A 20852-nucleotide genomic window follows, 5' to 3' on the forward strand; every position below is an offset into this window, starting at 1 on the left:
CGTGGGGTCTAAATCCCCAGTACCGACTTAGCGATCAGGAAGTAGATGATCAGACCGGAGGCGTCGACAAGCGTCGTAATGAACGGGTTAGCGAAGACTGCTGGGTCAATGCCAAACTTCTTACCAATCAGCGGCATAATGCCACCGACGGTTGCCGCGAGAGTACAAATACCCAGCAGCGTAAGGCCAATCACTAGGCCGATGTCCCAACCGTAAACCAAGCCAGCTAGCAGCAGGCCGAGAGTGCCAAGCAATAGACCGAGGAACGCGCCGACCCTCACCTCTCGGAGAATGACTTTGAATATATCGCGGGGTTGGACATCCCCCAGCGCCAACGCACGCGTAATCGTAGTTGCAGCCTGGTTACCGGTATTGCCACCTGTACCAATCAGCAGCGGCACGAACACCGAAAGAACCACCATCTGAGACAGCGTCTCTTCGAAGGTTTCCAGGACTTGCACGGTCAATGTCGCACCGATAGCAAGTACGAGCAGCCACACCACACGAGAGCGAACGATCTCGAAAATGGGCGTCGCGAGATAGGGCAATCGCAGAGGCTCAGAACCGGAAATACGAGCTTGGTCCTCGGAGTCTGCCTCCTCCAGAATCCGGAGTGCATCGTCCACCGTGAGCAGACCGATAACACGCTGCTCGCTGTCGACAATCGGCAGAGCTAGGCGCTTACGATCAGCGCACATGCGAGCCACCTTCTCTTCAGACTCGGTGGCCTCTGCGTAGTCTGCCTTCCGCAAAATCGCCGCAACATGGATATCACTGCTGGCGCGCATCAAATCACGAAGGCTGACCACGCCCACCAGGCGGCGATTCCGGTTCGACACCGGCAGGGTGTAGATGGATTCGGCATCATCCAGATGCTTGTAGACGGTCTCCAGAGCCTCCCCCACCGTCATATCGTCGTGAAGCGACACCAGCTCCGGGCTCATTCGACGCCCAATGGAACCATCGGCGTAACCGAGAACAATGTTGGTCAGCTCTCGCTCATCATCCGGTAGATCGGCGAGCAGTTTTGAAGCAACCGAGGCTGGTAGCTCATCGAGCAACTCAGCTCGGTCGTCCGGTTCCATCTCCGCAAAGACTGCGGTGACTTCGGGATCTCGGAGGCTTTCAATCAGGTGCGCCTGCAGAGCCGAGTCCAGCTCATCGAAGGTTTCAACCGCAGTGTCCTTCGGCAGTGTGCGGTAGAACAGTGCACGGTCCTCATGGCTGAGGCGGCGCATCTTTCGAGCGGCAGCCTTGGGCTCAATATCAGTTAAGAGCCGCGACAACGTCGCCACGTCGTGTGAGCGAAGTGCGGACTCCAGGTCTCGATCATCAATCCTGGTCACGTCAGTAGTCACCGAACTTCTCCCCTCACAAAGCATAAATCCTCGCCAATGCTATCAGAGATAAATACCCATCAAACCTTGACTGAGGCGACTAGAAACACGAGGAAACTTGGCTTGCCAAAAACAAAACCCCGCCACAGAAAACACTTGCGTGTTTCCCGCGGCGGGGTTCTCGTCGTAAAGCCCTAGCTGATTGCTCAGCTATCGGGTCTTACTTAGCCTTCTCGACGATCTCGAGCAGGCGGTAGTGCTTGTCCTTGGAGAGCGGACGGCACTCTTCGATGCGGACGCGGTCGCCCACGCCAGCCTCTTCGTTCTCGTCGTGCGCCTTGACCTTGGAGTTCGTGCGCATGATCTTGCCGTACAGGGCGTGCTGCTTGCGGTCCTCGAGCTCGACAACGATGGTCTTCTGCATCTTGTCGGACACGACGTAACCGGTGCGCACCTTACGTGCGCCAGCCTCGGTGGTGTTCATGTTTTCCTCACTCATGCTGCATCACCATCGGTTGGTGCAGCAGACAGGCCGAGCTCGCGCTCACGCATAACGGTGTAAATGCGAGCAATATCCTTGCGGACAGTGCGGAGACGGCGGTTGTTGGTCAGCTGACCGGTAGCGCTCTGGAAACGGAGGTTGAACAGCTCCTCCTTAGACTCCTTGAGCTTGGCAACCAGGTCATCGTTATCCAGCGAGCGAAGCTCGTGGGCGGGAATGCCGTTCGACATCAGTACTGATCCTCCTTCCGAACGATTCGGGTCTTAATCGGCAGCTTAGCGCCTGCGCGCTTCAGTGCCTCGACGGCAACTGCCTCGTCCGGGTAGGACATCTCGAACATGATGCGACCCGGCTTGACGTTTGCAATCCACTTCTCGACTGGGCCCTTACCGGAACCCATACGAACACCCAGCGGCTTCTGGGTCAGCGGACGGTCCGGGAAAATCTGAATCCAGACCTTACCACCACGCTTGACGTGGCGGTTGATGGCAATACGCGCTGCCTCAATCTGACGGTTGGTGATGTAGGCCGGCTCGAGAGCCTGGAGACCGTATTCACCGAAAGTCACCTTGTTGCCGCCCTTGGACATACCAGAACGGGTCGGGCGGTGCTGGCGACGGAACTTAACGCGCTTCGGGATGAGCATGAATTAGCCCTCCTTCTTCTCAGATGCACGCTGACGACGCTTGCCACCGCGACGCGGGCGGTCGTTGCCGCGACGCTGGCGGGCGTTGCCGGCGTTGATCTCGGACTCGCGACGGCCACCGATCACGTCACCCTTGTAGATCCACACCTTGACGCCAATGCGGCCGAAGGTGGTGTGAGCTTCGTGGGTGCCGTAGTCGATCTCCGCACGCAGGGTGTGCAGCGGAACGCGACCCTCGTGGTAGCGCTCGGTGCGGCCCATCTCGGCACCGCCGAGACGACCGGAGCAGACAACCTTGATGCCCTTGACGTGCGGCTGACGCATTGCAGACTGGATAGCCTTGCGCATTGCACGACGGAAAGCGACACGGTTGGCGAGCTGCTCAGCGATGGACTGAGCAACCAGCTTCGCATCCGCGTCAATGTTCTTGACCTCGAGGATGTTCAGCTGAACCTGCTTGCCGGTGAGCTTCTCGAGCTGGCCGCGGATGCGGTCAGCCTCGGAGCCACGACGACCGATAACGATGCCCGGGCGTGCCGTGTGGATGTCCACACGCACGCGGTCACGGGTGCGCTCGATAACGACATCGGAGATGCCGGCGCGCTCAAGACCGGTGGACAGCAGATCGCGGATCTTGATGTCCTCGGCCAGGTAGTCAGCGTACTGCTTGTCGGCGTACCAGCGGGACTTCCAGTCGCTGGAAATACCGAGGCGAAGACCGTGTGGATGGATCTTCTGTCCCACTATCGGTCACCTTCCTTCTGGCTCTCGACGACCACGGTGATGTGGCTGGTGCGCTTGCGGACGTGGAAAGCACGGCCCTGCGCACGCGGGCGGAAGCGCTTCATGGTCGGTCCCTCGTTGGCGTAAGCCTCGGAGATGACCAGAGTACGACGGTCCAGGCCGAAGTTGTTCTCAGCGTTTGCAGCTGCAGATGCAACAACCTTGGCAACTGGATCAGCAGCACCCTGCGGAGCGTACTCCAGGATGTTCAGTGCCTCGTCCACGGACTTACCGCGAACGGTGTCCAGGACGCGACGTGCCTTCATCGGAGTAACGCGGACGAAGCGCGCAGTTGCGCGTGCAGAAGTAATGTCGTTGCTCATGGCTTATCGACGTCCCTTCTTGTCATCCTTGACGTGACCCTTGAAGGTCTTGGTCGGGGCGAATTCGCCCAGCTTGTGGCCGACCATAGAGTCATCCACGAACACCGGCACGTGCTTGCGACCGTCGTGAACGGCGAAGGTGTGGCCGATGAAATCGGGGAGAATCGTGGAGCGGCGAGACCAGGTCTTGATGACCTGCTTGGTGCCCTTCTCGTTCTGTGCATCGACCTTCGCGAGGAGGTGCTCATCGACGAACGGGCCCTTCTTAAGGCTGCGTGGCATTCTCAGTTCCCTCCTTAGCGCTTCTTATTCTTGTTGGTACGACGGCGACGAACGATCAGCTGGTCGCTCGGGCGGTTCGGCTTACGGGTGCGGCCTTCCTTCTGGCCCCACGGGGAAACCGGGTGGCGACCACCGGAGGTCTTACCCTCACCACCACCGTGCGGGTGGTCGACCGGGTTCATAACAACACCGCGGACAGTCGGGCGCCAGCCCTTCCAGCGCATACGGCCGGCCTTGCCCCAACGAATGTTGATCTGATCCTGGTTTCCGACCTCACCGACGGTTGCACGGCAACGAGCGTCGACGCGACGGATCTCAGAGGACGGCATACGCAGAACTGCGTACTTGCCTTCCTTACCGAGAAGCTGAATAGAAGCACCAGCAGAACGTGCCAGCTGTGCGCCGGCACCCGGCTTGAGCTCCACACAGTGAACGGTGGAACCGGTCGGGATGTTACGCAGCGGCAGGTTGTTACCAACCTTGATGTCGGCATTAGCGCCGGACTCAACGATGGCACCCTGCTTCAGGTTCTTCGGAGCGATGATGTAACGCTTCTCACCGTCTGCGTAGTGCAGCAGTGCGATGTTGGCGGTACGGTTCGGGTCGTACTCGATGTGAGCGACCTTTGCCGGAATGCCGTCCTTGTCATTACGACGGAAGTCGATGACACGGTACTGGCGCTTGTGTCCGCCACCCTTGTGGCGAGTGGTGATGTGACCGTGTACGTTACGGCCACCAGTCTTCGACAGCGGGCGCAGCAGAGACTTCTCAGGAGTCGAGCGAGTAACCTCGCTGAACTCGGAGACGGAGCTCTGGCGGCGACCCGGCGTAGTCGGCTTGTACTTACGAATAGCCATACTTTTGCTCTTCCTTAACTTCCTCGTCGGCTAGCGGCTAGGCTGCCGAACCGCCGAAGATGTCGATGGGATCGCTGCCGGCCGCGAGAGTCACGTAGGCGCGCTTGGTGTTCTTGCGCTTGCCGTAGCCGGTGCGGGAACGCTTGCGCTTGCCCTCACGGTTGAGGGTGTTGACGGAAGCGACCTTGGCACCGAAAATCTCCTGGACCGCGATCTTGATCTGGGTCTTGTTAGCGTCGGTGTGAACCAGGAACGTGTAAACGCCCTGCTCCATAAGTCCGTAGGACTTCTCAGACACTACCGGTGCAACAATGATGTCGCGGGGATCTGCGATGGTAGCCATTACTTCTCCTCCTTACCGGCGGTGCGAGTGATGAAGTCATTGAGTGCCTGAACGGCGAAAATGACGTCATCGGCCTTCAGAACGTCGTAGGTGTTCAGCTGATCCTCAGACAGGATGTGGACACCTGGCAGGTTACGAACCGACTTCCACGAGTTGACGTCCTCGCGTGGCAGAACGACGAGCACGTTGTGGCGCTCAGTCAGACGCTCGACGAAAGTACGAGCTGCCTTGGTGGACGGGGTCTGGCCTGGGACCAGTTCCTCGACAACGTGGATGCGGTCGTGGCGAGCACGGTCAGAGAGTGCGCCGCGCAGAGCAGCTGCAATCATCTTCTTCGGGGTGCGCTGGCTGTAGTCGCGCGGCACCGGGCCGTGGACAATGCCACCGCCGGTCCAGTGCGGAGCACGAATCGAACCCTGACGGGCGCGACCGGTACCCTTCTGGCGCCACGGCTTGCGGCCACCGCCGCGAACCTCACCGCGGGTCTTGACCTTGTGGGTGCCCTGGCGAGCTGCTGCACGCTGTGCGACAACAACCTGGTGCATCAGGGCGATGGACACCTCCGCGTCGAACACGGAAGCAGGAAGCTCAACCGAACCGTTCACGCCGCCTTCAGCGGTGTGTACGTCTAGCTTGAGGTTGGTCATGCGTGAGCACCACCCTTCGTGGCAGTCTTAACAACCAGCAGGCCGCCGCGTGCACCCGGAACTGCGCCCTTGATGAGCAGCAGGTTCGCGTCAGCGTCAACCTTCTGGATCTTCAGGTTCTGGGTTGTGACCCGGTCGTTACCCATGCGGCCTGCCATGCGCTTGCCCTTGAAGACGCGTCCTGGCGTGGCGCAGGCGCCAATGCCACCAACACGACGGTGAGCAGCCTGGTTACCGTGAGCTGCACCCTGGCCAGCAAAGCCGTGGCGCTTCATACCACCGGCGAAGCCGTGGCCCTTGGAGGTACCAGTGACGTCGACGTACTCAATTTCGCCGAAGATGTCGACACCAACGGACTGGCCGACCTCGTAAGAGGAAGCGTCCGGGGTGCGAATCTCGACGCTGTGGCGACGCGGGGTCACACCGGCCTTCTTGAAGTGGCCGGATTCCGGCTTGTTGACCTTACGCGGGTCAATTTCGCCGTATGCAATCTGGACGGCGTCGTAGCCGTCGGTTTCCTTAGTGCGCACCTGAGTCACTACGCACGGCCCAGCCTCAACGACGGTAACCGGAACAACGCGGTTTTCCTCGTCGAAGATCTGAGTCATACCGAGCTTCGTGCCCAGGATGCCCTTGATCTCGTTTTCACTCATTTATCTTGTCTCCGCTACCAAAAGTCCAGGATCACTGAATGTTCACATCGACACTTGCCGGAAGGTCAATGCGCATAAGTGCATCGACGGTCTTCGGCGTTGGATCGAGAATGTCGATCAGACGCTTGTGAGTGCGCATCTCGAAGTGCTCGCGCGAGTCCTTGTACTTGTGCGGCGAACGGATAACGCAGTAAACGTTCTTTTCGGTTGGCAACGGCACCGGGCCAACGACGCGTGCACCCGTGCGGGTAACGGTCTCCACGATCTTTCGCGCAGAAGCGTCGATAGCCTCATGGTCGTAGGCCTTGAGCCTGATGCGGATCTTCTGTCCGGCCACGCTTGTCCTCTCCTCGGTCGGCGCGCCCCAATTAAAGGGGCGTCGACCCTGTCAATGTTTCTCGACGCCGTCAGCAACTATGGCCAGCGCCAGAAATTAAAACTGGGTTGTGCATTACTTCAAAGCGATTTCGTCTTCGATCGTCATGGCAAATTAACTTTTGGCCATGACCCGAGCGGACGAATAATGCCTGTACTCAAATCCCAGTGGAAAACAAGTCCCCCTCGTGGGGCTCTTCATTTTGCCTACTGCCGCTGTTAATTTGCCATGCCACCTCCGACCCCCGCGGTCGGGCGTGTCGCCCGTTTTCTCCGTGAGGCACGATTGGGAACAAAGTCCCTACGTGGTCATGCTCGCCTTACCATAGGCGCTAAGTCCAATTTCGTACTGGTTCCCAGCTGGGCCTGGTACGACAATTGGCGTGAACGCCTTTGTTAAAGCAACCTCCGTATTAAAGCACGTCCGCACTGCGAATGTAAAATCACGGTTCCAAAGTGCAACGTACATCACACCCATTACGGCACAGTCTGCTTAACGACGGCTATTGCGCCACGCTCATCCCGTCTAGTGTCGGCTATGTACAGATACAAAAAATCCCGACTTCCGCTTACGCGGAGTCGGGATTCTTCTAAGACCTACTTAAAGCATCTCCCCTTTGGGGAGAAGACTTACTTAATGATCTTGGTAACGCGGCCAGCGCCGACGGTGCGGCCACCCTCGCGGATAGCGAAACGCAGGCCCTCGTCCATTGCGACCGGCTGGATCAGCTTGACAGACATGTCAACGTTGTCGCCCGGCATGACCATCTCGACACCTTCCGGCAGGGAAACGACGCCGGTGACGTCGGTGGTGCGGAAGTAGAACTGCGGACGGTAGTTGTTGAAGAACGGGGTGTGACGGCCACCCTCATCCTTGGACAGGATGTAGACGGAACCCTCGAACTCGGTGTGCGGGGTGTAAGCGCCCGGCTTAGCAACGATCTGACCGCGCTCGATGTCCTCACGCTTGGTACCGCGGAGCAGCAGACCACAGTTGTCGCCAGCCTCAGCGGAATCCAGCAGCTTGCGGAACATCTCGATACCGGTAACGGTGGTCTTCTGGGACTTCTCCTTGATGCCCAGGATCTCCACCTCGTCGTTGACGTTCAGAACGCCGCGCTCAACACGACCGGTAGCAACGGTGCCGCGACCGGTAATGGTGAAGATGTCCTCAATCGGCATCAGGAACGGCTTGTCGGTCTCGCGAACCGGATCCGGGATGTTCTCGTCGCAGGCTTCCATCAGCTCGACGATGGAGTTGACCCACTTCTCTTCGCCCTCAAGAGCCTTCAGAGCGGAGATGTGAACGATCGGAGCTTCCTCGTCGTAGTCCTGCTCAGCCAGCAGCTCGCGGACCTCCATCTCGACGAGCTCGATAATCTCTTCGTCGTCGACCATGTCGCACTTGTTCAGTGCAACGAGGATGTACGGAACGCCAACCTGGCGAGCCAGCAGAACGTGCTCGCGGGTCTGCGGCATCGGGCCGTCAGTAGCAGCAACAACCAGGATTGCGCCGTCCATCTGAGCAGCACCGGTGATCATGTTCTTGATGTAGTCGGCGTGGCCCGGGGCATCGACGTGAGCGTAGTGGCGCTTCTCCGTCTGGTACTCAACGTGGGAAACGTTGATGGTAATGCCACGTTCCTTCTCTTCCGGTGCCTTATCGATGGCATCGTAAGCGAACGACTCGTTCAGGTCCGGGAACTTGTCAGCCAGAACCTTGGTGATAGCGGCGGTAGTGGTGGTCTTACCGTGGTCAACGTGACCAATGGTACCGATGTTGACGTGCGGCTTCGTACGCTCGAACTTCGCCTTTGCCACTTTTAGTCCTCCTGGAGGTCTAGGTGGCCACGACTCTCGCAGCCACAATTTTGTGGTCACTCTATCCGCCTTCACAACATCAGAAGCCTTCAAACTGTTCGCTTACGACTTCGGAACGTGCGCGCGCAAAAGAGCACTATTCTTTCACTGTGCCAGTTACTCGATACTAGGGCAGGATACTGGAGTTTTCCAAACCAGACCAACCCCCTAGTTAAGGGTGGGTAACGGCCAGCAACTCACATCGTTATTTACCAGCATAAATGCTGGATATTTGAGTTGCGATCTAAAATCGCCCAACGATATGAATTGCGAGCAGCTACCCCCTAGAGCTTGCCTGTGCTAACACACGCCAACGGTCTGACGATGTCTCAGCACAGTCAAAGCTAGAGGGAATCTACTAAAGCTGCAGACCCTCGCACTGCGTTCCCTAAAAAGAGTGACAGTGCAGTGGGTGCAGGGGTGGGGTCAGCGCTGAATGAGTGCCCCACCCTACCGACACAACTTAAGCGCCGGTACGAGCTGCAATGATCTCCTCGGCCACGGAGGACGGAACCTCAGCGTAGGAGTCGAAGATCATGGTGTAGTTAGCGCGACCCTGGGTCTTGGAACGCAGGTCACCAACGTAGCCGAACATCTCGGACAGCGGAACCAGTGCCTTGACAGCCTTGACGCCGGTGCGGTCTTCCATGGAGTTGACCTGGCCACGACGGGAGTTGATGTCACCGATGACCTCGCCCATGTACTCTTCCGGAGTAATGACCTCAACGGCCATCATCGGCTCGAGCAGAACCGGCTTAGCCTTCTGAACAGCTTCCTTCAGAGCCTGCTGACCAGCGATCTTGAAGGCCATTTCAGAGGAGTCAACCTCGTGGTAAGCACCGTCGAGCAGGGTTGCCTTGATGTTCACCAGTGGGTAGCCGGCGACGGTACCGTACTGCATTGCATCCTGAATACCAGCGTCGACAGACGGGATGTACTCCTTCGGAACGCGGCCACCGGTGACCTCGTTTGCGAAGAGGTAAGTTGTGGACTCGCCTTCTTCCACCTCTTCAGCGGACGGGGAGTACGGCTCCAGAGCAATGATGACGCGGGCGAACTGACCCGAACCACCGGTCTGCTTCTTGTGGGTGTACTCGAACTTCTCGACAGGCTTGCGGATGGTCTCGCGGTAAGCAACCTGCGGGTTACCGATGTTTGCTTCGACCTTGAACTCGCGCTTCATGCGGTCAACCAGGACGTCGAGGTGGAGCTCGCCCATACCGCCGATAACGGTCTGGCCGGTCTCGTCGTCCAACTTGACGGTGAAGGTCGGGTCCTCTTCAGCCAGACGCTGAATAGCAGTACTCAGCTTCTCCTGATCAGCCTTGGACTTCGGCTCAATAGCAACGGAGATAACCGGATCCGGGAAGGACATGGACTCCAGAACAATCGGAGCATCCTGTGCACACAGGGTGTCACCGGTGGTGGTGTCCTTTAGACCGATGAAGGCGTAGATGTTACCTGCCACTGCCTCGTCAACAGGGTTCTCCTTGTTGGCGTGCATCTGGAACAGCTTACCGACGCGCTCCTTCTTGTCCTTGGTGGCGTTCAGGACCTGCTGGCCAGGCTCCACGCGACCGGAATAAACGCGGACGAAGGTCAGCTTGCCGAAGAATGGGTGAGCAGCGATCTTGAATGCGAGAGCGGAGAACGGCTCATCCTTAGACGGCTTACGGACCATATCGACGTCCTCGTCGCCCATCTGGTGGCCGTGAACTTCACCGATGTCCAGCGGATTCGGCAGGAAGTCAATGACAGCGTCGAGCAGCGGCTCAACACCCTTGTTCTTGTAAGCGGTACCACAGTAGACCGGGTAAACCTCAGAGTTCAGGACCATCTTGCGGATGGCGCCCTTGATCTCGTCCATGGTCAGCTCTTCGCCACCGAAGTACTTCTCCATGAGCTCCTCGTCGGACTCAGCGACGGTCTCAATGAGCTTCTCACGGTACTCGTTAGCCTTGTCGACCATGTCCGCCGGAATCTCCTCGACCTGCGCAGGAGTACCGATCTCAACCTTGCCCGGCCACATGAGGGCCTTCATCTCCAACAGGTCAACAACGCCGTCGAAGTCATCCTCAGCGCCAATCGGCAGCTGCATAACCAACGGCTTAGCACCGAGGCGGTCAACGATGGTGCCAACGGTGTAGTAGAAGTCAGCGCCCAGCTTGTCCATCTTGTTGACGAAGCAAATACGCGGGACATCGTACTTCTGAGCCTGACGCCAAACCTGCTCAGACTGCGGCTCGACACCTTCCTTACCGTCGAAGACTGCGACGGCACCGTCGAGCACACGCAGGGAACGCTCAACCTCAACGGTGAAGTCGACGTGGCCCGGGGTATCGATGATGTTGATCTGGTTGTCGTTCCAGAAACAGGTCACAGCAGCGGAGGTAATGGTAATACCGCGCTCCTTCTCCTGCTCCATCCAGTCGGTTGTGGACGCACCATCGTGAGTCTCGCCGACCTTGCGGTTAATACCCGTGTAGTACAGGATGCGCTCGGTCGTAGTCGTCTTACCAGCATCGATGTGCGCCATGATGCCGATGTTGCGGACCTTGTGGAGGTCCTTCTTAACGGGAAGTGCACCTTCAGCCACTTGATTCCCCACTCGTTTCAAATCGGTTTGGCGGTGAGACTCAATCACGGGATTGCAATTGGCCGTCAAATCCGCCGTCGGTCGGGTTTGCTTTATCTATAATGCCACCGTCTTGGCGCGAAGTCGCGCCGTGACGTACACCTATTGCGTAAATTCTACGCAAGACATCGGGTGTAAGCGCCGGGCTGGCCCCTATTGAGTGACCCTTAAAGATCTGTGGACCGCGACCGACGCGCGCCGTTGACATACCGGCTGCTGCTTTACGACGGTGACCACTCGCGGCCTCCGTCGATAAGCGATTACCAGCGGTAGTGAGCGAATGCGCGGTTAGCTTCCGCCATCTTGTGAGTGTCCTCACGACGCTTGACGGATGCACCCAGGCCGTTGGATGCATCGAGGATCTCGTTAGCGAGACGCTCGGTCATGGTGTTCTCACGGCGCTGACGGGAGAACATCAGCAGCCAGCGCAGTGCCAGCGTGGTGCCGCGGCCCGGGCGAACCTCGACCGGGACCTGGTAGGTGGCGCCACCAACGCGGCGGGAACGAACCTCAAGAGCCGGCTTGACGTTCTCGATTGCGCGCTTCAGAGTCAGCACCGGATCAGTACCGGTCTTCTCTTCGCACATCTCAAGTGCACCGTAGACGATGCGCTCTGCAGTCGACTTCTTACCGTCGATCAGAACCTTGTTGACCAGCTGCGACACCAGAGGGGAGCCGTAGACCGGGTCGTTGACGACAGGACGCTTCTGTACTGGGCCCTTACGTGGCATGGCTTACTTCTCCTTCTTTGCGCCGTAGCGGGAACGAGCCTGCTTGCGGTCCTTGACGCCCTGGGTGTCAAGGGAACCACGGACGATCTTGTAGCGGACACCCGGGAGGTCCTTAACACGACCACCGCGAACGAGCACCATGGAGTGCTCCTGCAGGTTGTGGCCCTCACCCGGAATGTAAGCCGAAACCTCGACACCGGAGGTCAGGCGAACACGAGCGACCTTACGAAGAGCCGAGTTCGGCTTCTTCGGGGTGGTGGTGTAAACACGGGTGCAAACGCCGCGGCGCTGAGGGGAACCCTTCAGAGCTGCGGTTGCAACCTTAGCCTTCTTGTCATGGCGGCCCTTGCGGACCAGCTGCTGAATAGTGGGCATGAAGCCTCTTTCTGTTTTCAATCCTCGCTGGACATTCTCACGACCGATGCCAACCGCAGCGGAGTAACCACCTTCCGTGTGAATGCATCACAAGAAAAGTTATTACTCATCCAGTGGTGAGCCCATCGGTTGAACGCAAGAAATGGAGGGATTTTGAACGTGCGAAACCCAGTCAGCCGCTCTCGCTGGCCTACTGGGTAATGTCTCAAGTTCCCAATTCTTTTCTGGGATCGTTGTATAACAGTACGCGAGCTGCGGGTTTAGTCCAAACACCCTGGTAACAGCGCAAAAATTTCAGCCACTTTGAGTGCAACTCCGGTTTGGGACCAAATTTTCGTCGTAAGGCGCGGCGCGCCTCACCCCACAACCTCTTGCGCCACTGGAGTCTCTAATCCTCCCACCACTGTCGCTCGGGGACATCGCCGCGGGAGCCGTCAGGAAGCAACTTAACTCCTAGCACCTGGTGCAGCTGGATGGCGTTATGACGGAAATTGTATTCCGAGCCGGCCATGTACATGCCCCACAACTTCGCCGTCTGTTCCCCGACGAGCTCAACTGCCTTATCCCAGTCGTTCTCCAGGTTTTCGCACCAGTCGTTGAGAGTGCGGGCATAGTCAAAGCGAAGGTTCTGCTGATTGACCATCTCGAATCCCTGGTCCTGCATGGCATGCATGATTGTGCCAACGCCAGTGAGCTCGCCATCCGGGAAGATGTAGCGATCAATGAAGGTGCCCTTGCGGGTGCGGTGATTATCCCAGTAAGTAATGCAATGGTTGAGCATCAAACCGCCCTCCTTCAGCTTTCCGTAAAGGAAACCAAAGAAGCTCGGGTAGTTCTTAACGCCAATATGCTCCAGGATGCCGATCGCAGAGATGGCATCGAAGTTCTGTTCGGAGACATCTCGGTAATCCTGAAAGCGCACCTCAGCCAGATCCTCGAGACCTTCTTCCTTGATTTTCGCCTGTGCCCACTCTGCCTGCTGTTCAGAGAGAGTCACGCCAATCGCCTTCACTCCACGCCTAGCTGCATAGAGAACCATGCCACCCCAACCGCAGCCAACGTCGAGAAGCCGGTCGCCTTCCTTTAGACGCAACTTATCGAACACCAGGCGGTACTTGTTCTCTTGAGCCTCTTCAAGCGTGGAGTCTTCATTCGGATAGTACGCACAGGTGTACGTCATCGAGGCGCCGAGTAGTAACTCATAGAATTCATTACTCACGTCGTAATGCGAAGAGATTGACGCTGCGTCGCGTTCCTTAGAATGGCGAGCCAAACCGTTGTGCAGGCGCTTCTTCCACCATGCGGTGCGCTCGATCTCCGGGATTTCAGGAACATATGGCAGCCCCATCGCCCGTAGCGAGCGGACGACCTTTGCCAAAGTTGCAGCAGGTGGAACCTCGAATTGATCATGCAAGTCCATCAACGCCCCGAAGGCCTCGATGGGGTGCCCGAGGCTCACGCGGGTCAGTTCCAGTTCACCGGTAACGAATGCGCGTCCAAAGCCGACATCGTCGCGCAGATGGGTCACGATGTGATTCAAAGCGTCGCGCGAGCGTACATTGATGCCAACTTTCGCATCCTCCGGGCCTGCAGCCGAACCGTCGAAAGCAGTCAAACGCAGCGGCAGTGGCTTTTCCGAAGTATCGATGAAGGTCTCGAAGATCTCTGCAACAGTCATTTGAGTAAACGCCATGATGAGTCCTTATCTGTGAAAGATGTGGCTAAGTGATCTGTTTTTGATTTAGACGTCAGCGCAGGGTTAAACACTCGGCACTGCGATTGAGTTAGGCGCCAGCAACGGTCTTGTCATAAAGGCGCGGGAACCGCGAGTTGGGATCGTAGATCTCCTTGAGCTCGTCGGGCAGACTGCCTCCATAGAGCTCTTCAAACTGCTCCGGCGAGTAGAAAGCCTCGGAATACAGTGACTTATGACCACCCAATTCACTGACTTTTTCCTCGATGACCCGGTTAAAGGCACCGGGACGCGAATCGCCGGGCACCAAATTGATTGGCACTGCTGACCAGAACCCCACGTTGACCCAGGTGGTCTCGGGATCAAGCGGATAGAGCGGCCACGGGCTGTCGCTATCGCCCAATTTGTCACCGCTACCAATAAGATTCTCTGAACCTTCCCGAAGGTGGATTGGGCACATCCACACTGGCTGGATATCGCAAGCTTCGAAGAACCAATCCAAAAACTCAGCCAGTCGGTCGACAGTGACTTCGATATCCTGAACGACGCGCTCGTTAGCTGGCAGGCCCTTCCGAGCCTTCATCTTGTTCTCAAGGTCATATTTCTTATCGAGTCCAATCAGCTTCCAATAGAAAGACGAACGCTTGAGCTCTCGCGGCCACATAGCCCGCACTGTCGGATTCTGGGTTCCAAAAGCTCGAGAGCACCAGAACCAGTCAACATCCCAGCGCCAGATGTAATCGCGAATGGTGAGACGATCTCGGGTGATTCCCGATGGATGCTGGAGCGAGCGGTAGTAAACCTTGTCCCGGGTGTAGTCCGAGACAGGACCTTCTTCCTCCGTCTTACGGCCGAGCACAAGGTAGATTTCTTCCGGCGAGAACGCCACACCATCAAGAAAATCAACGGGTTCGCCTTGGTATTCCTTCTCGGCGACAACGGTTGCGAGCTTTTCAGCCGCCTCTGTTGTGGAGTGGCATCGCACGTGCCGGAGTTCAACGTACGGCAGTACTTCTTCCAGCTCAATCTTTAGTCTCACGACGTACCCGAGCGACCCATAGGAATTAGGAAAGCCACGGAACAGGTCCACATTTTCAGTACGAGAGCAGGTAATAATCTCGCCAGTGCCCGTCAGAATATCCATTTCCAGGACCGATTCATGCGGCAGACCATTGCGAAACGCTGTGGACTCTACGCCCATGCCTGTGACAGCTCCGCCGAGCGTGATTGTCTTCAGTTCAGGGATTACAAAGGGCATGAGCCCATAGGGCAAGGTGGCATCCACCAAGTCTTCGTACGTGCACATTCCCTGCACATCGGCAGTCTTTGCAACAGGGTCAACGGCCACTACCCCACCGAGGCCACTGACATCGAGGCCAGGAACATCGGTTTCACTGCGGGTCCGAAAAAGGTTCGACGTTTGCTTCGCCAACCGCACTCGCTTATCGACGGGAATAGATTGAAAACTCTCCAGAAGTTTCTGCACTCCCTGCTCATGCGCGTACCAGCCCACCGGTTCAACACAGACCTGGTCAATCCCCCGCCCTGGTGCCAGCTTTGCTGCCGCGGCAGTGAGCCTTCCGGCTAAACGAGGGACAGTGCCAACACCAGGATTCTGTTGATGAGCCATGAAAGCTACCGTAACCGCAGGTCTTGGGTGACTTCTATGCAAGTTGACGGATTGTTTTTCGCATCTTCGTGGGAAGCCACCAAACTTTGCATTCTCCGTGGAGAGCAATTCATCGCCTGAAAAGGGGATTTACCTCTATATCTATAACTTGCTATGGGTAACCTTAGTGTCCAGTCGGCTTACCCTTTAAAAGGGGTGGCGACCGAATGCGGTATGAAACAGAATTTCGCCATGCTCACCACAGGCGAATGCCTTCTTCATTGCCAGCAGTGTACTGACAGCGTATAGGTGGGGACATGTCTAAGAAGGTTATTGTCATTGGCGGCCACGGCAAGGTGGCCCAAATCGCTACTCCCCTACTTATCTCCGATGGCTACGAGGTCACGTCTGTTATTCGCAACCCCGACCAGGTTCCGGATATCGAGGCTCTCGGTGCCACTCCAGCCGTTTACGACATCACCAGTCTCTCGACCGAGCAGTTTGCGGACCTCCTGCGCGGGCACGACGCTGTGATTTGGTCCGCCGGCGCTGGTGGAGGTTCACCAGAACGGACGTACGCGATCGACCGCGACGCAGCTATTACTTCGATTGCCGCAGCCGAGCAGGCTGGCGTTAAGCGCTACGTCATGGTCTCCTACTTTGGTGCGGGTCACGACCATGGCGTTCCAGAGGATCACAGCTTCTTTGCCTATGCCGAGTCCAAGGCTGCAGCCGACGAAGCGCTGCGCGCGTCAGACCTCGAATGGACCATTCTCGGCCCAAGCACACTTACCCTTGATAAGGGTCCGGATTCCATCGACACTGCTGCAACTAAGGCAGGCAAGGTCGCTCGCGCGACCGTCGCCAATGTCATCGCACAGACCGTATTCAACGACGCCACTGTTCGTCGCATGATCAACTTCAACGAGGGCAACACTCCGATTTCGGAGGCACTCAAGGCTTAAGCGACATCCGAGAGCGGTACATAATTAGCTCTCATCTTCTTGGAAACCGCTAACTCCTGACAAAGAAAAATCCTCCGGCACAACCGTGACGAACTAGCAATCCGCTAGTAAGCCACAACTGTGCCGGAGGATTTTTCCGGTTGCCACCTAACAGTTAGCGCACGAAGCCCCAACTGTCAGGCGAGGTGCTTTGCCCGACAGTGACCGAGGGAATTCTCCCGCTCCCCAGCCACTGCCGCAAAGCTATTGGTTTTTACTCGAAGGTTCCGATGTCATCCAGCGGAACTGCGGAACCGACCTGGTCGATGCCGTAGGTGTCCTCAGCGCCGTAGAAGCCCTCACCGAAGGAAGCGAACGGGGCGGCTGCCTGGCGGGCAGCTTCCTCAGTCGGCTCAACCGTGATGTTGCGGTAGCGCGAGATACCCGTACCAGCCGGGATCAGCTTACCGATGATCACGTTCTCCTTCAGGCCGATGAGCTTATCCGAGCGCTTGTTGATAGCGGCGTCGGTAAGCACGCGCGTCGTCTCCTGGAAGGAGGCGGCGGACAGCCAGGACTCGGTGGCCAGCGATGCCTTGGTAATACCCATCAGCACGCGACGACCCTCGATGACGCTGCCACCGGAGGCAACAATCTCGCGGTTCTTAGCCATGACCGTGGAGCGCTCGACCAGTGCACCTGGCAGCAGGTCGGAGTCACCCGGCTTAGACACAATCACGCGGCGCAGCATCTGGCTGACGATAACCTCGATGTGCTTGTCGTGAATGGCCACACCCTGGTCACGGTAGACCGACTGGACTTCCTCGATGAGGTGACGCTGAACGCCTCGGCGACCCAGGACCTCGAGGACCTCGTGCGGATCGGCAGCGCCCTTGAGCAGCTGCTGTCCCTTGACCACATGGTCACCATCGCGGATGGCGCGACGACGGCCATCGACGGTGATTTCAGCAAGGCCCTGACGCTTGGACAGCTTGTCGTAGACGACCTCGTCCTCGCTGTTGGCATCCGGGATGAGGGTGAGCGTGTAGAAGTGCTCATCCTCTTCCAGGCGCACGCGTCCGTTTTCGCGGACCAGCGGAGCCTTGTTCTTTGGCACGCGGGCCTCGAACAGCTCCTGGACACGCGGCAGACCACCGGTAATGTCGCCACCGACACCACCCTGGTGGAACGTACGCATGGTCAGCTGGGTACCCGGCTCACCAATGGACTGCGCAGCGACAATACCGACAGCCTCTCCGATGTCGACCAGCTTGCCAGTTGCCATCGAGCGACCGTAGCACTTGGCACAGACACCGGTTGCGGTGGAACAGGTCAGAACCGAGCGGACCTTGACTTCCTTGACACCGTGGCTGAGAGCCAGGGTGATGTGGTCGTCGTTCAGGTCGGTGTCAGCCTCGATAAGGACATTGCCCTCAGCGTCGGTGACATCGGCTGCCAGCACACGAGCGATCGCGGCGGTCTCGACGTACTTCGCACGACGGATCTCGCCGGTCGGGTTGCCGGTTGCGTCCAGGACATCCTCGCCAATCTCGACAACGACACCGTCGTGGGTGCCACAGTCCTCTTCGCGAACGATGACGTCCTGCGCAACGTCGACCAGACGACGGGTCAGGTAACCCGAGTCAGCGGTACGAAGCGCGGTATCGGCCAGCCCCTTTCGGGAACCGTGCGAGTTGTTGAAGTACTCGAGAACCGACAGGCCTTCGCGGAATGAGGTCTTAATCGGGCGGGTGATGTATTCACCACGCGGGTTCGTAACCATGCCCTTCATACCGGCCAGCGAGTGAATCTGGCCCATGTTACCGGCAGCACCCGACTTCACGATCATCGGAATCGGGTTGTCATCCGGGTACAGAGCCTCGACCTTTTCACCGACCTCAGAGGTCGCGGCCTTCCACAGGTTAACCAGCGACTCGTGACGCTCAGCAGCCGAGAGCTTACCGCGGCGGAACTTCTTCTCCACCGTGGCGGCCTTCTCTTCGTAGCCGTTCAGGATCTCACGCTTGTTCGGGAGGACCAGCACGTCAGACATAGCAATGGTGACACCAGAACGGGTAGCCCAGTAGAAACCAGCATCCTTGAGCTTGTCGACGGTCTGAGCGACCGTAATCATCGGGTACTTGGCAGCCAAGTCGTTGATGATCGCGGCCTGCGGCTTCTTAGCCATGACGCCTTCGACGTATGGGTAGTTCCACGGCAGCAGGTCGTTGAACATAACGCGGCCAAGCGTGGTCGAAGCCAGCCAGGTATCGCCCTTGTTCCAACCATCTGGGAACTGCTCGGCCTCAATCTCAGCCGGCGGACGCAGGTGGCTGATGCGCACCTTAATCGGGCTCTGCAGGCCAATTGCACCGCGGTCGTAAGCCATGATGGCCTCGGCCGGGCTGGTGTAAATACCCTGCTCCGGTGCGTCCTCGGTGGCATCCTGGTGGCCACCCGGCAGCTCCGGCTTCTCCAACGTCAGGAAGTACAGGCCAGTGACCATATCCAGACGCGGCATAGCCAGCGGCTTACCGGAAGCCGGCGACAGAATGTTGTTCGAGGACAGCATCAGGACGCGAGCCTCTGCCTGTGCCTCAGCGGACAGCGGCAGGTGAACTGCCATCTGGTCACCGTCGAAGTCGGCGTTGAAAGCCTCACATGCCAGTGGGTGCAGCTGAATTGCCTTACCCTCAACCAGGACCGGCTCGAACGCCTGAATACCCAGGCGGTGCAGCGTAGGTGCACGGTTCAGCAGGACCGGGTGTCCGGTAATGACATCTTCGAGGACGTCCCACACCTCTGGGCGCTGACGCTCAACCATGCGCTTCGCGCTCTTGATGTTCTGCGCGTAGCTCTTGGCCACGAGCTCCTTCATAACGAACGGCTTGAACAGCTCAAGAGCCATCAGCTTCGGCAGACCACACTGGTGCAGCTTCAGCTGCGGGCCGACGATAATAACCGAACGACCGGAGTAGTCCACACGCTTACCCAGCAGGTTCTGACGGAAACGACCCTGCTTACCCTTGAGCAGGTCGCTCAGGGACTTCAGCGGGCGGTTACCCGGACCAGTGACCGGACGACCGCGACGACCGTTGTCGAACAGTGCGTCAACGGATTCCTGAAGCATGCGCTTCTCGTTGTTGACGATGATCTCCGGAGCGCCGAGGTCAATCATGCGCTTCAGGCGGTTGTTGCGGTTGATGACACGACGGTAGAGGTCGTTCAGGTCGGAGGTCGCAAAGCGGCCACCGTCGAGCTGGACCATCGGGCGCAGCTCCGGTGGGATCACCGGGATGCAGTCGAGCACCATAGCGGCCGGATCGTTGCCGGACTGCAGGAATGCAGTGACAACCTTCAGGCGCTTCAGGGCGCGCATCTTCTTTTGACCCTTGCCGTCGCGAATAATCTCGCGCAGCTCCTCGGCCTCCTTGGCCAGGTCGAAGTTGCGGATCAGGGTCTGAATAGCCTCAGCACCCATACCACCGGTGAAGTAATCCTCGTAGCGGTCGACGAGCTCGGTGTAAATGCCCTCGTCGATAATCATCTGCTTCGGCTCAAGCTTGATGAAGGTGTTCCAAATCTCGTCGAGACGATCCAGCTCGCGCTGGGCGCGCTCACGGATGTGGCGCATCTCGCGCTCGGCTGCAGACTGAACCTTCTTACGGGCATCAGCCTTGGCACCCGCTGCCTCGAGTTCAGCCAGATCCTCTTCCAGGGTCTGGGCACGCTCGGCCAGCTCCTGGTCGCGATCGTCCTCAACCAGCTTCTTGTCCACGAGCATGTCTGCTTCGAGGGTTTCCTGGTCGTTGTGGCGAGCCTCTTCATCCACGGAGGTGATGATGTTGGCAGCGAAGTAGATGATCTTTTCCAGATCCTTCGGAGCCAGGTCGAGCAGGTAGCCGAGGCGGGACGGCACACCCTTGAAGTACCAGATGTGAGTGACCGGAGCGGCCAGCTCAATGTGGCCCATGCGCTCACGGCGAACCTTCGACTTGGTCACCTCAACGCCACAGCGTTCACAGATGATGCCCTTGAAGCGAACGCGCTTGTACTTACCACAAGCACACTCCCAGTCACGGGTCGGGCCGAAGATACGCTCACAGAAAAGACCATCCTTTTCCGGCTTCAGCGTACGGTAGTTAATCGTCTCGGGCTTCTTGACCTCACCGCGAGACCAGCGGCGGATGTCGTCGGCGGTAGCGAGCCCAATCCGGAGCTCGTCAAAGTTGTTGACGTCGAGCACCTGTTTTCCCT

The 20852-nt window shown here is 58.0% G+C and carries 20 protein-coding genes; 1 reads left to right on the plus strand and 19 read right to left on the minus strand.

Going from position 1 to position 20852, the window contains the following annotated elements; genetic code table 11:
- Positions 1-8: 8 nt before the first annotated feature.
- From mgtE to HMPREF2847_RS05400, 18 genes are all read right to left on the minus strand, one after another.
- A complete protein-coding gene (mgtE, locus tag HMPREF2847_RS05315) occupies positions 9-1358 on the minus strand; it encodes a magnesium transporter (RefSeq protein ID WP_070851744.1) in 1350 nt (449 codons plus the stop codon).
- A gap of 199 nt (positions 1359-1557) precedes the next feature.
- Positions 1558-1836, minus strand: coding sequence for a 30S ribosomal protein S17 (rpsQ, locus tag HMPREF2847_RS05320; protein ID WP_048760623.1), 279 nt, complete (start codon positions 1834-1836; stop codon positions 1558-1560).
- The gene (rpmC, locus tag HMPREF2847_RS05325; RefSeq protein ID WP_005509851.1) at positions 1833-2069 is read right to left on the minus strand and encodes a 50S ribosomal protein L29; all 237 of its coding nucleotides are present in this window, start codon (positions 2067-2069) and stop codon (positions 1833-1835) included. Before rpmC ends, rpsQ begins: the two co-directional genes overlap by 4 nt.
- Positions 2069-2485: a 50S ribosomal protein L16 gene (rplP, locus tag HMPREF2847_RS05330; protein WP_049170015.1), complete on the minus strand. Its 417-nt coding sequence runs from the start codon at positions 2483-2485 to the stop codon at positions 2069-2071. Before rplP ends, rpmC begins: the two co-directional genes overlap by 1 nt.
- A gap of 3 nt (positions 2486-2488) precedes the next feature.
- Positions 2489-3229: a 30S ribosomal protein S3 gene (rpsC, locus tag HMPREF2847_RS05335; RefSeq protein ID WP_005509954.1), complete on the minus strand. Its 741-nt coding sequence runs from the start codon at positions 3227-3229 to the stop codon at positions 2489-2491.
- Complete coding sequence (gene rplV / locus HMPREF2847_RS05340) at positions 3229-3591, minus strand: 50S ribosomal protein L22 (RefSeq protein ID WP_005509775.1); 363 nt, start codon at positions 3589-3591, stop codon at positions 3229-3231. The genes rpsC and rplV overlap by 1 nt, the downstream gene beginning before the upstream one ends.
- 3 nt (positions 3592-3594) lie before the next feature.
- On the minus strand, positions 3595-3873 hold the full coding sequence (gene rpsS, locus HMPREF2847_RS05345) for a 30S ribosomal protein S19 (RefSeq protein WP_005509882.1): 279 nt from the start codon (positions 3871-3873) through the stop codon (positions 3595-3597).
- 14 nt (positions 3874-3887) lie between these two features.
- Positions 3888-4730, minus strand: coding sequence for a 50S ribosomal protein L2 (gene rplB, locus HMPREF2847_RS05350; protein WP_070851745.1), 843 nt, complete (start codon positions 4728-4730; stop codon positions 3888-3890).
- Between the two features lie 37 nt (positions 4731-4767).
- Positions 4768-5073 carry a 50S ribosomal protein L23 gene (rplW, locus tag HMPREF2847_RS05355; protein ID WP_005509869.1) on the minus strand — a complete coding sequence of 102 codons (306 nt, stop codon included), beginning with the start codon at positions 5071-5073 and terminating at the stop codon, positions 4768-4770.
- Entirely contained in the window at positions 5073-5720 is a 648-nt protein-coding gene (gene rplD / locus HMPREF2847_RS05360) for a 50S ribosomal protein L4 (protein ID WP_005510033.1), read from the minus strand. Before rplD ends, rplW begins: the two co-directional genes overlap by 1 nt.
- Positions 5717-6373: a 50S ribosomal protein L3 gene (gene rplC / locus HMPREF2847_RS05365; RefSeq protein ID WP_070767579.1), complete on the minus strand. Its 657-nt coding sequence runs from the start codon at positions 6371-6373 to the stop codon at positions 5717-5719. The genes rplD and rplC overlap by 4 nt, the downstream gene beginning before the upstream one ends.
- Positions 6374-6404: 31 nt before the next feature.
- Positions 6405-6710 carry a 30S ribosomal protein S10 gene (gene rpsJ / locus HMPREF2847_RS05370; RefSeq protein WP_003938093.1) on the minus strand — a complete coding sequence of 102 codons (306 nt, stop codon included), beginning with the start codon at positions 6708-6710 and terminating at the stop codon, positions 6405-6407.
- A gap of 668 nt (positions 6711-7378) precedes the next feature.
- Positions 7379-8569 (minus strand): elongation factor Tu, encoded by a 1191-nt coding sequence (tuf, locus tag HMPREF2847_RS05375; RefSeq protein ID WP_070851746.1) that lies wholly within the window; start codon positions 8567-8569, stop codon positions 7379-7381.
- A 502-nt stretch (positions 8570-9071) separates the two neighbouring features.
- Positions 9072-11204, minus strand: coding sequence for an elongation factor G (gene fusA, locus HMPREF2847_RS05380; protein WP_083327325.1), 2133 nt, complete (start codon positions 11202-11204; stop codon positions 9072-9074).
- Positions 11205-11503: 299 nt separating this feature from the next.
- Positions 11504-11974, minus strand: a complete 471-nt coding sequence (gene rpsG, locus HMPREF2847_RS05385) for a 30S ribosomal protein S7 (protein WP_049193220.1) — start codon at positions 11972-11974, stop codon at positions 11504-11506.
- A 3-nt stretch (positions 11975-11977) separates the two neighbouring features.
- Complete coding sequence (gene rpsL, locus HMPREF2847_RS05390) at positions 11978-12349, minus strand: 30S ribosomal protein S12 (RefSeq protein WP_038627636.1); 372 nt, start codon at positions 12347-12349, stop codon at positions 11978-11980.
- Positions 12350-12737: 388 nt separating this feature from the next.
- Positions 12738-14042, minus strand: coding sequence for an SAM-dependent methyltransferase (locus tag HMPREF2847_RS05395; protein WP_070851747.1), 1305 nt, complete (start codon positions 14040-14042; stop codon positions 12738-12740).
- A 91-nt stretch (positions 14043-14133) separates the two neighbouring features.
- Positions 14134-15672, minus strand: a complete 1539-nt coding sequence (locus HMPREF2847_RS05400) for an FAD-binding oxidoreductase (protein ID WP_070851748.1) — start codon at positions 15670-15672, stop codon at positions 14134-14136.
- A gap of 296 nt (positions 15673-15968) precedes the next feature.
- Here HMPREF2847_RS05400 and HMPREF2847_RS05405 point away from each other — a divergent pair, with 296 nt between their 5' ends.
- On the plus strand, positions 15969-16616 hold the full coding sequence (locus HMPREF2847_RS05405; RefSeq protein WP_070767576.1) for an SDR family oxidoreductase: 648 nt from the start codon (positions 15969-15971) through the stop codon (positions 16614-16616).
- Positions 16617-16869: 253 nt separating this feature from the next.
- On the opposite strand, the gene HMPREF2847_RS05410 is transcribed toward HMPREF2847_RS05405, so the two are convergent.
- On the minus strand, positions 16870-20841 hold the full coding sequence (locus HMPREF2847_RS05410) for a DNA-directed RNA polymerase subunit beta' (protein WP_070851749.1): 3972 nt from the start codon (positions 20839-20841) through the stop codon (positions 16870-16872).
- Positions 20842-20852 lie beyond the last annotated feature (11 nt).

The sequence above is a fragment of the Corynebacterium sp. HMSC074C03 genome (assembly GCF_001838285.1).
Classification (GTDB): domain Bacteria; phylum Actinomycetota; class Actinomycetes; order Mycobacteriales; family Mycobacteriaceae; genus Corynebacterium; species Corynebacterium amycolatum.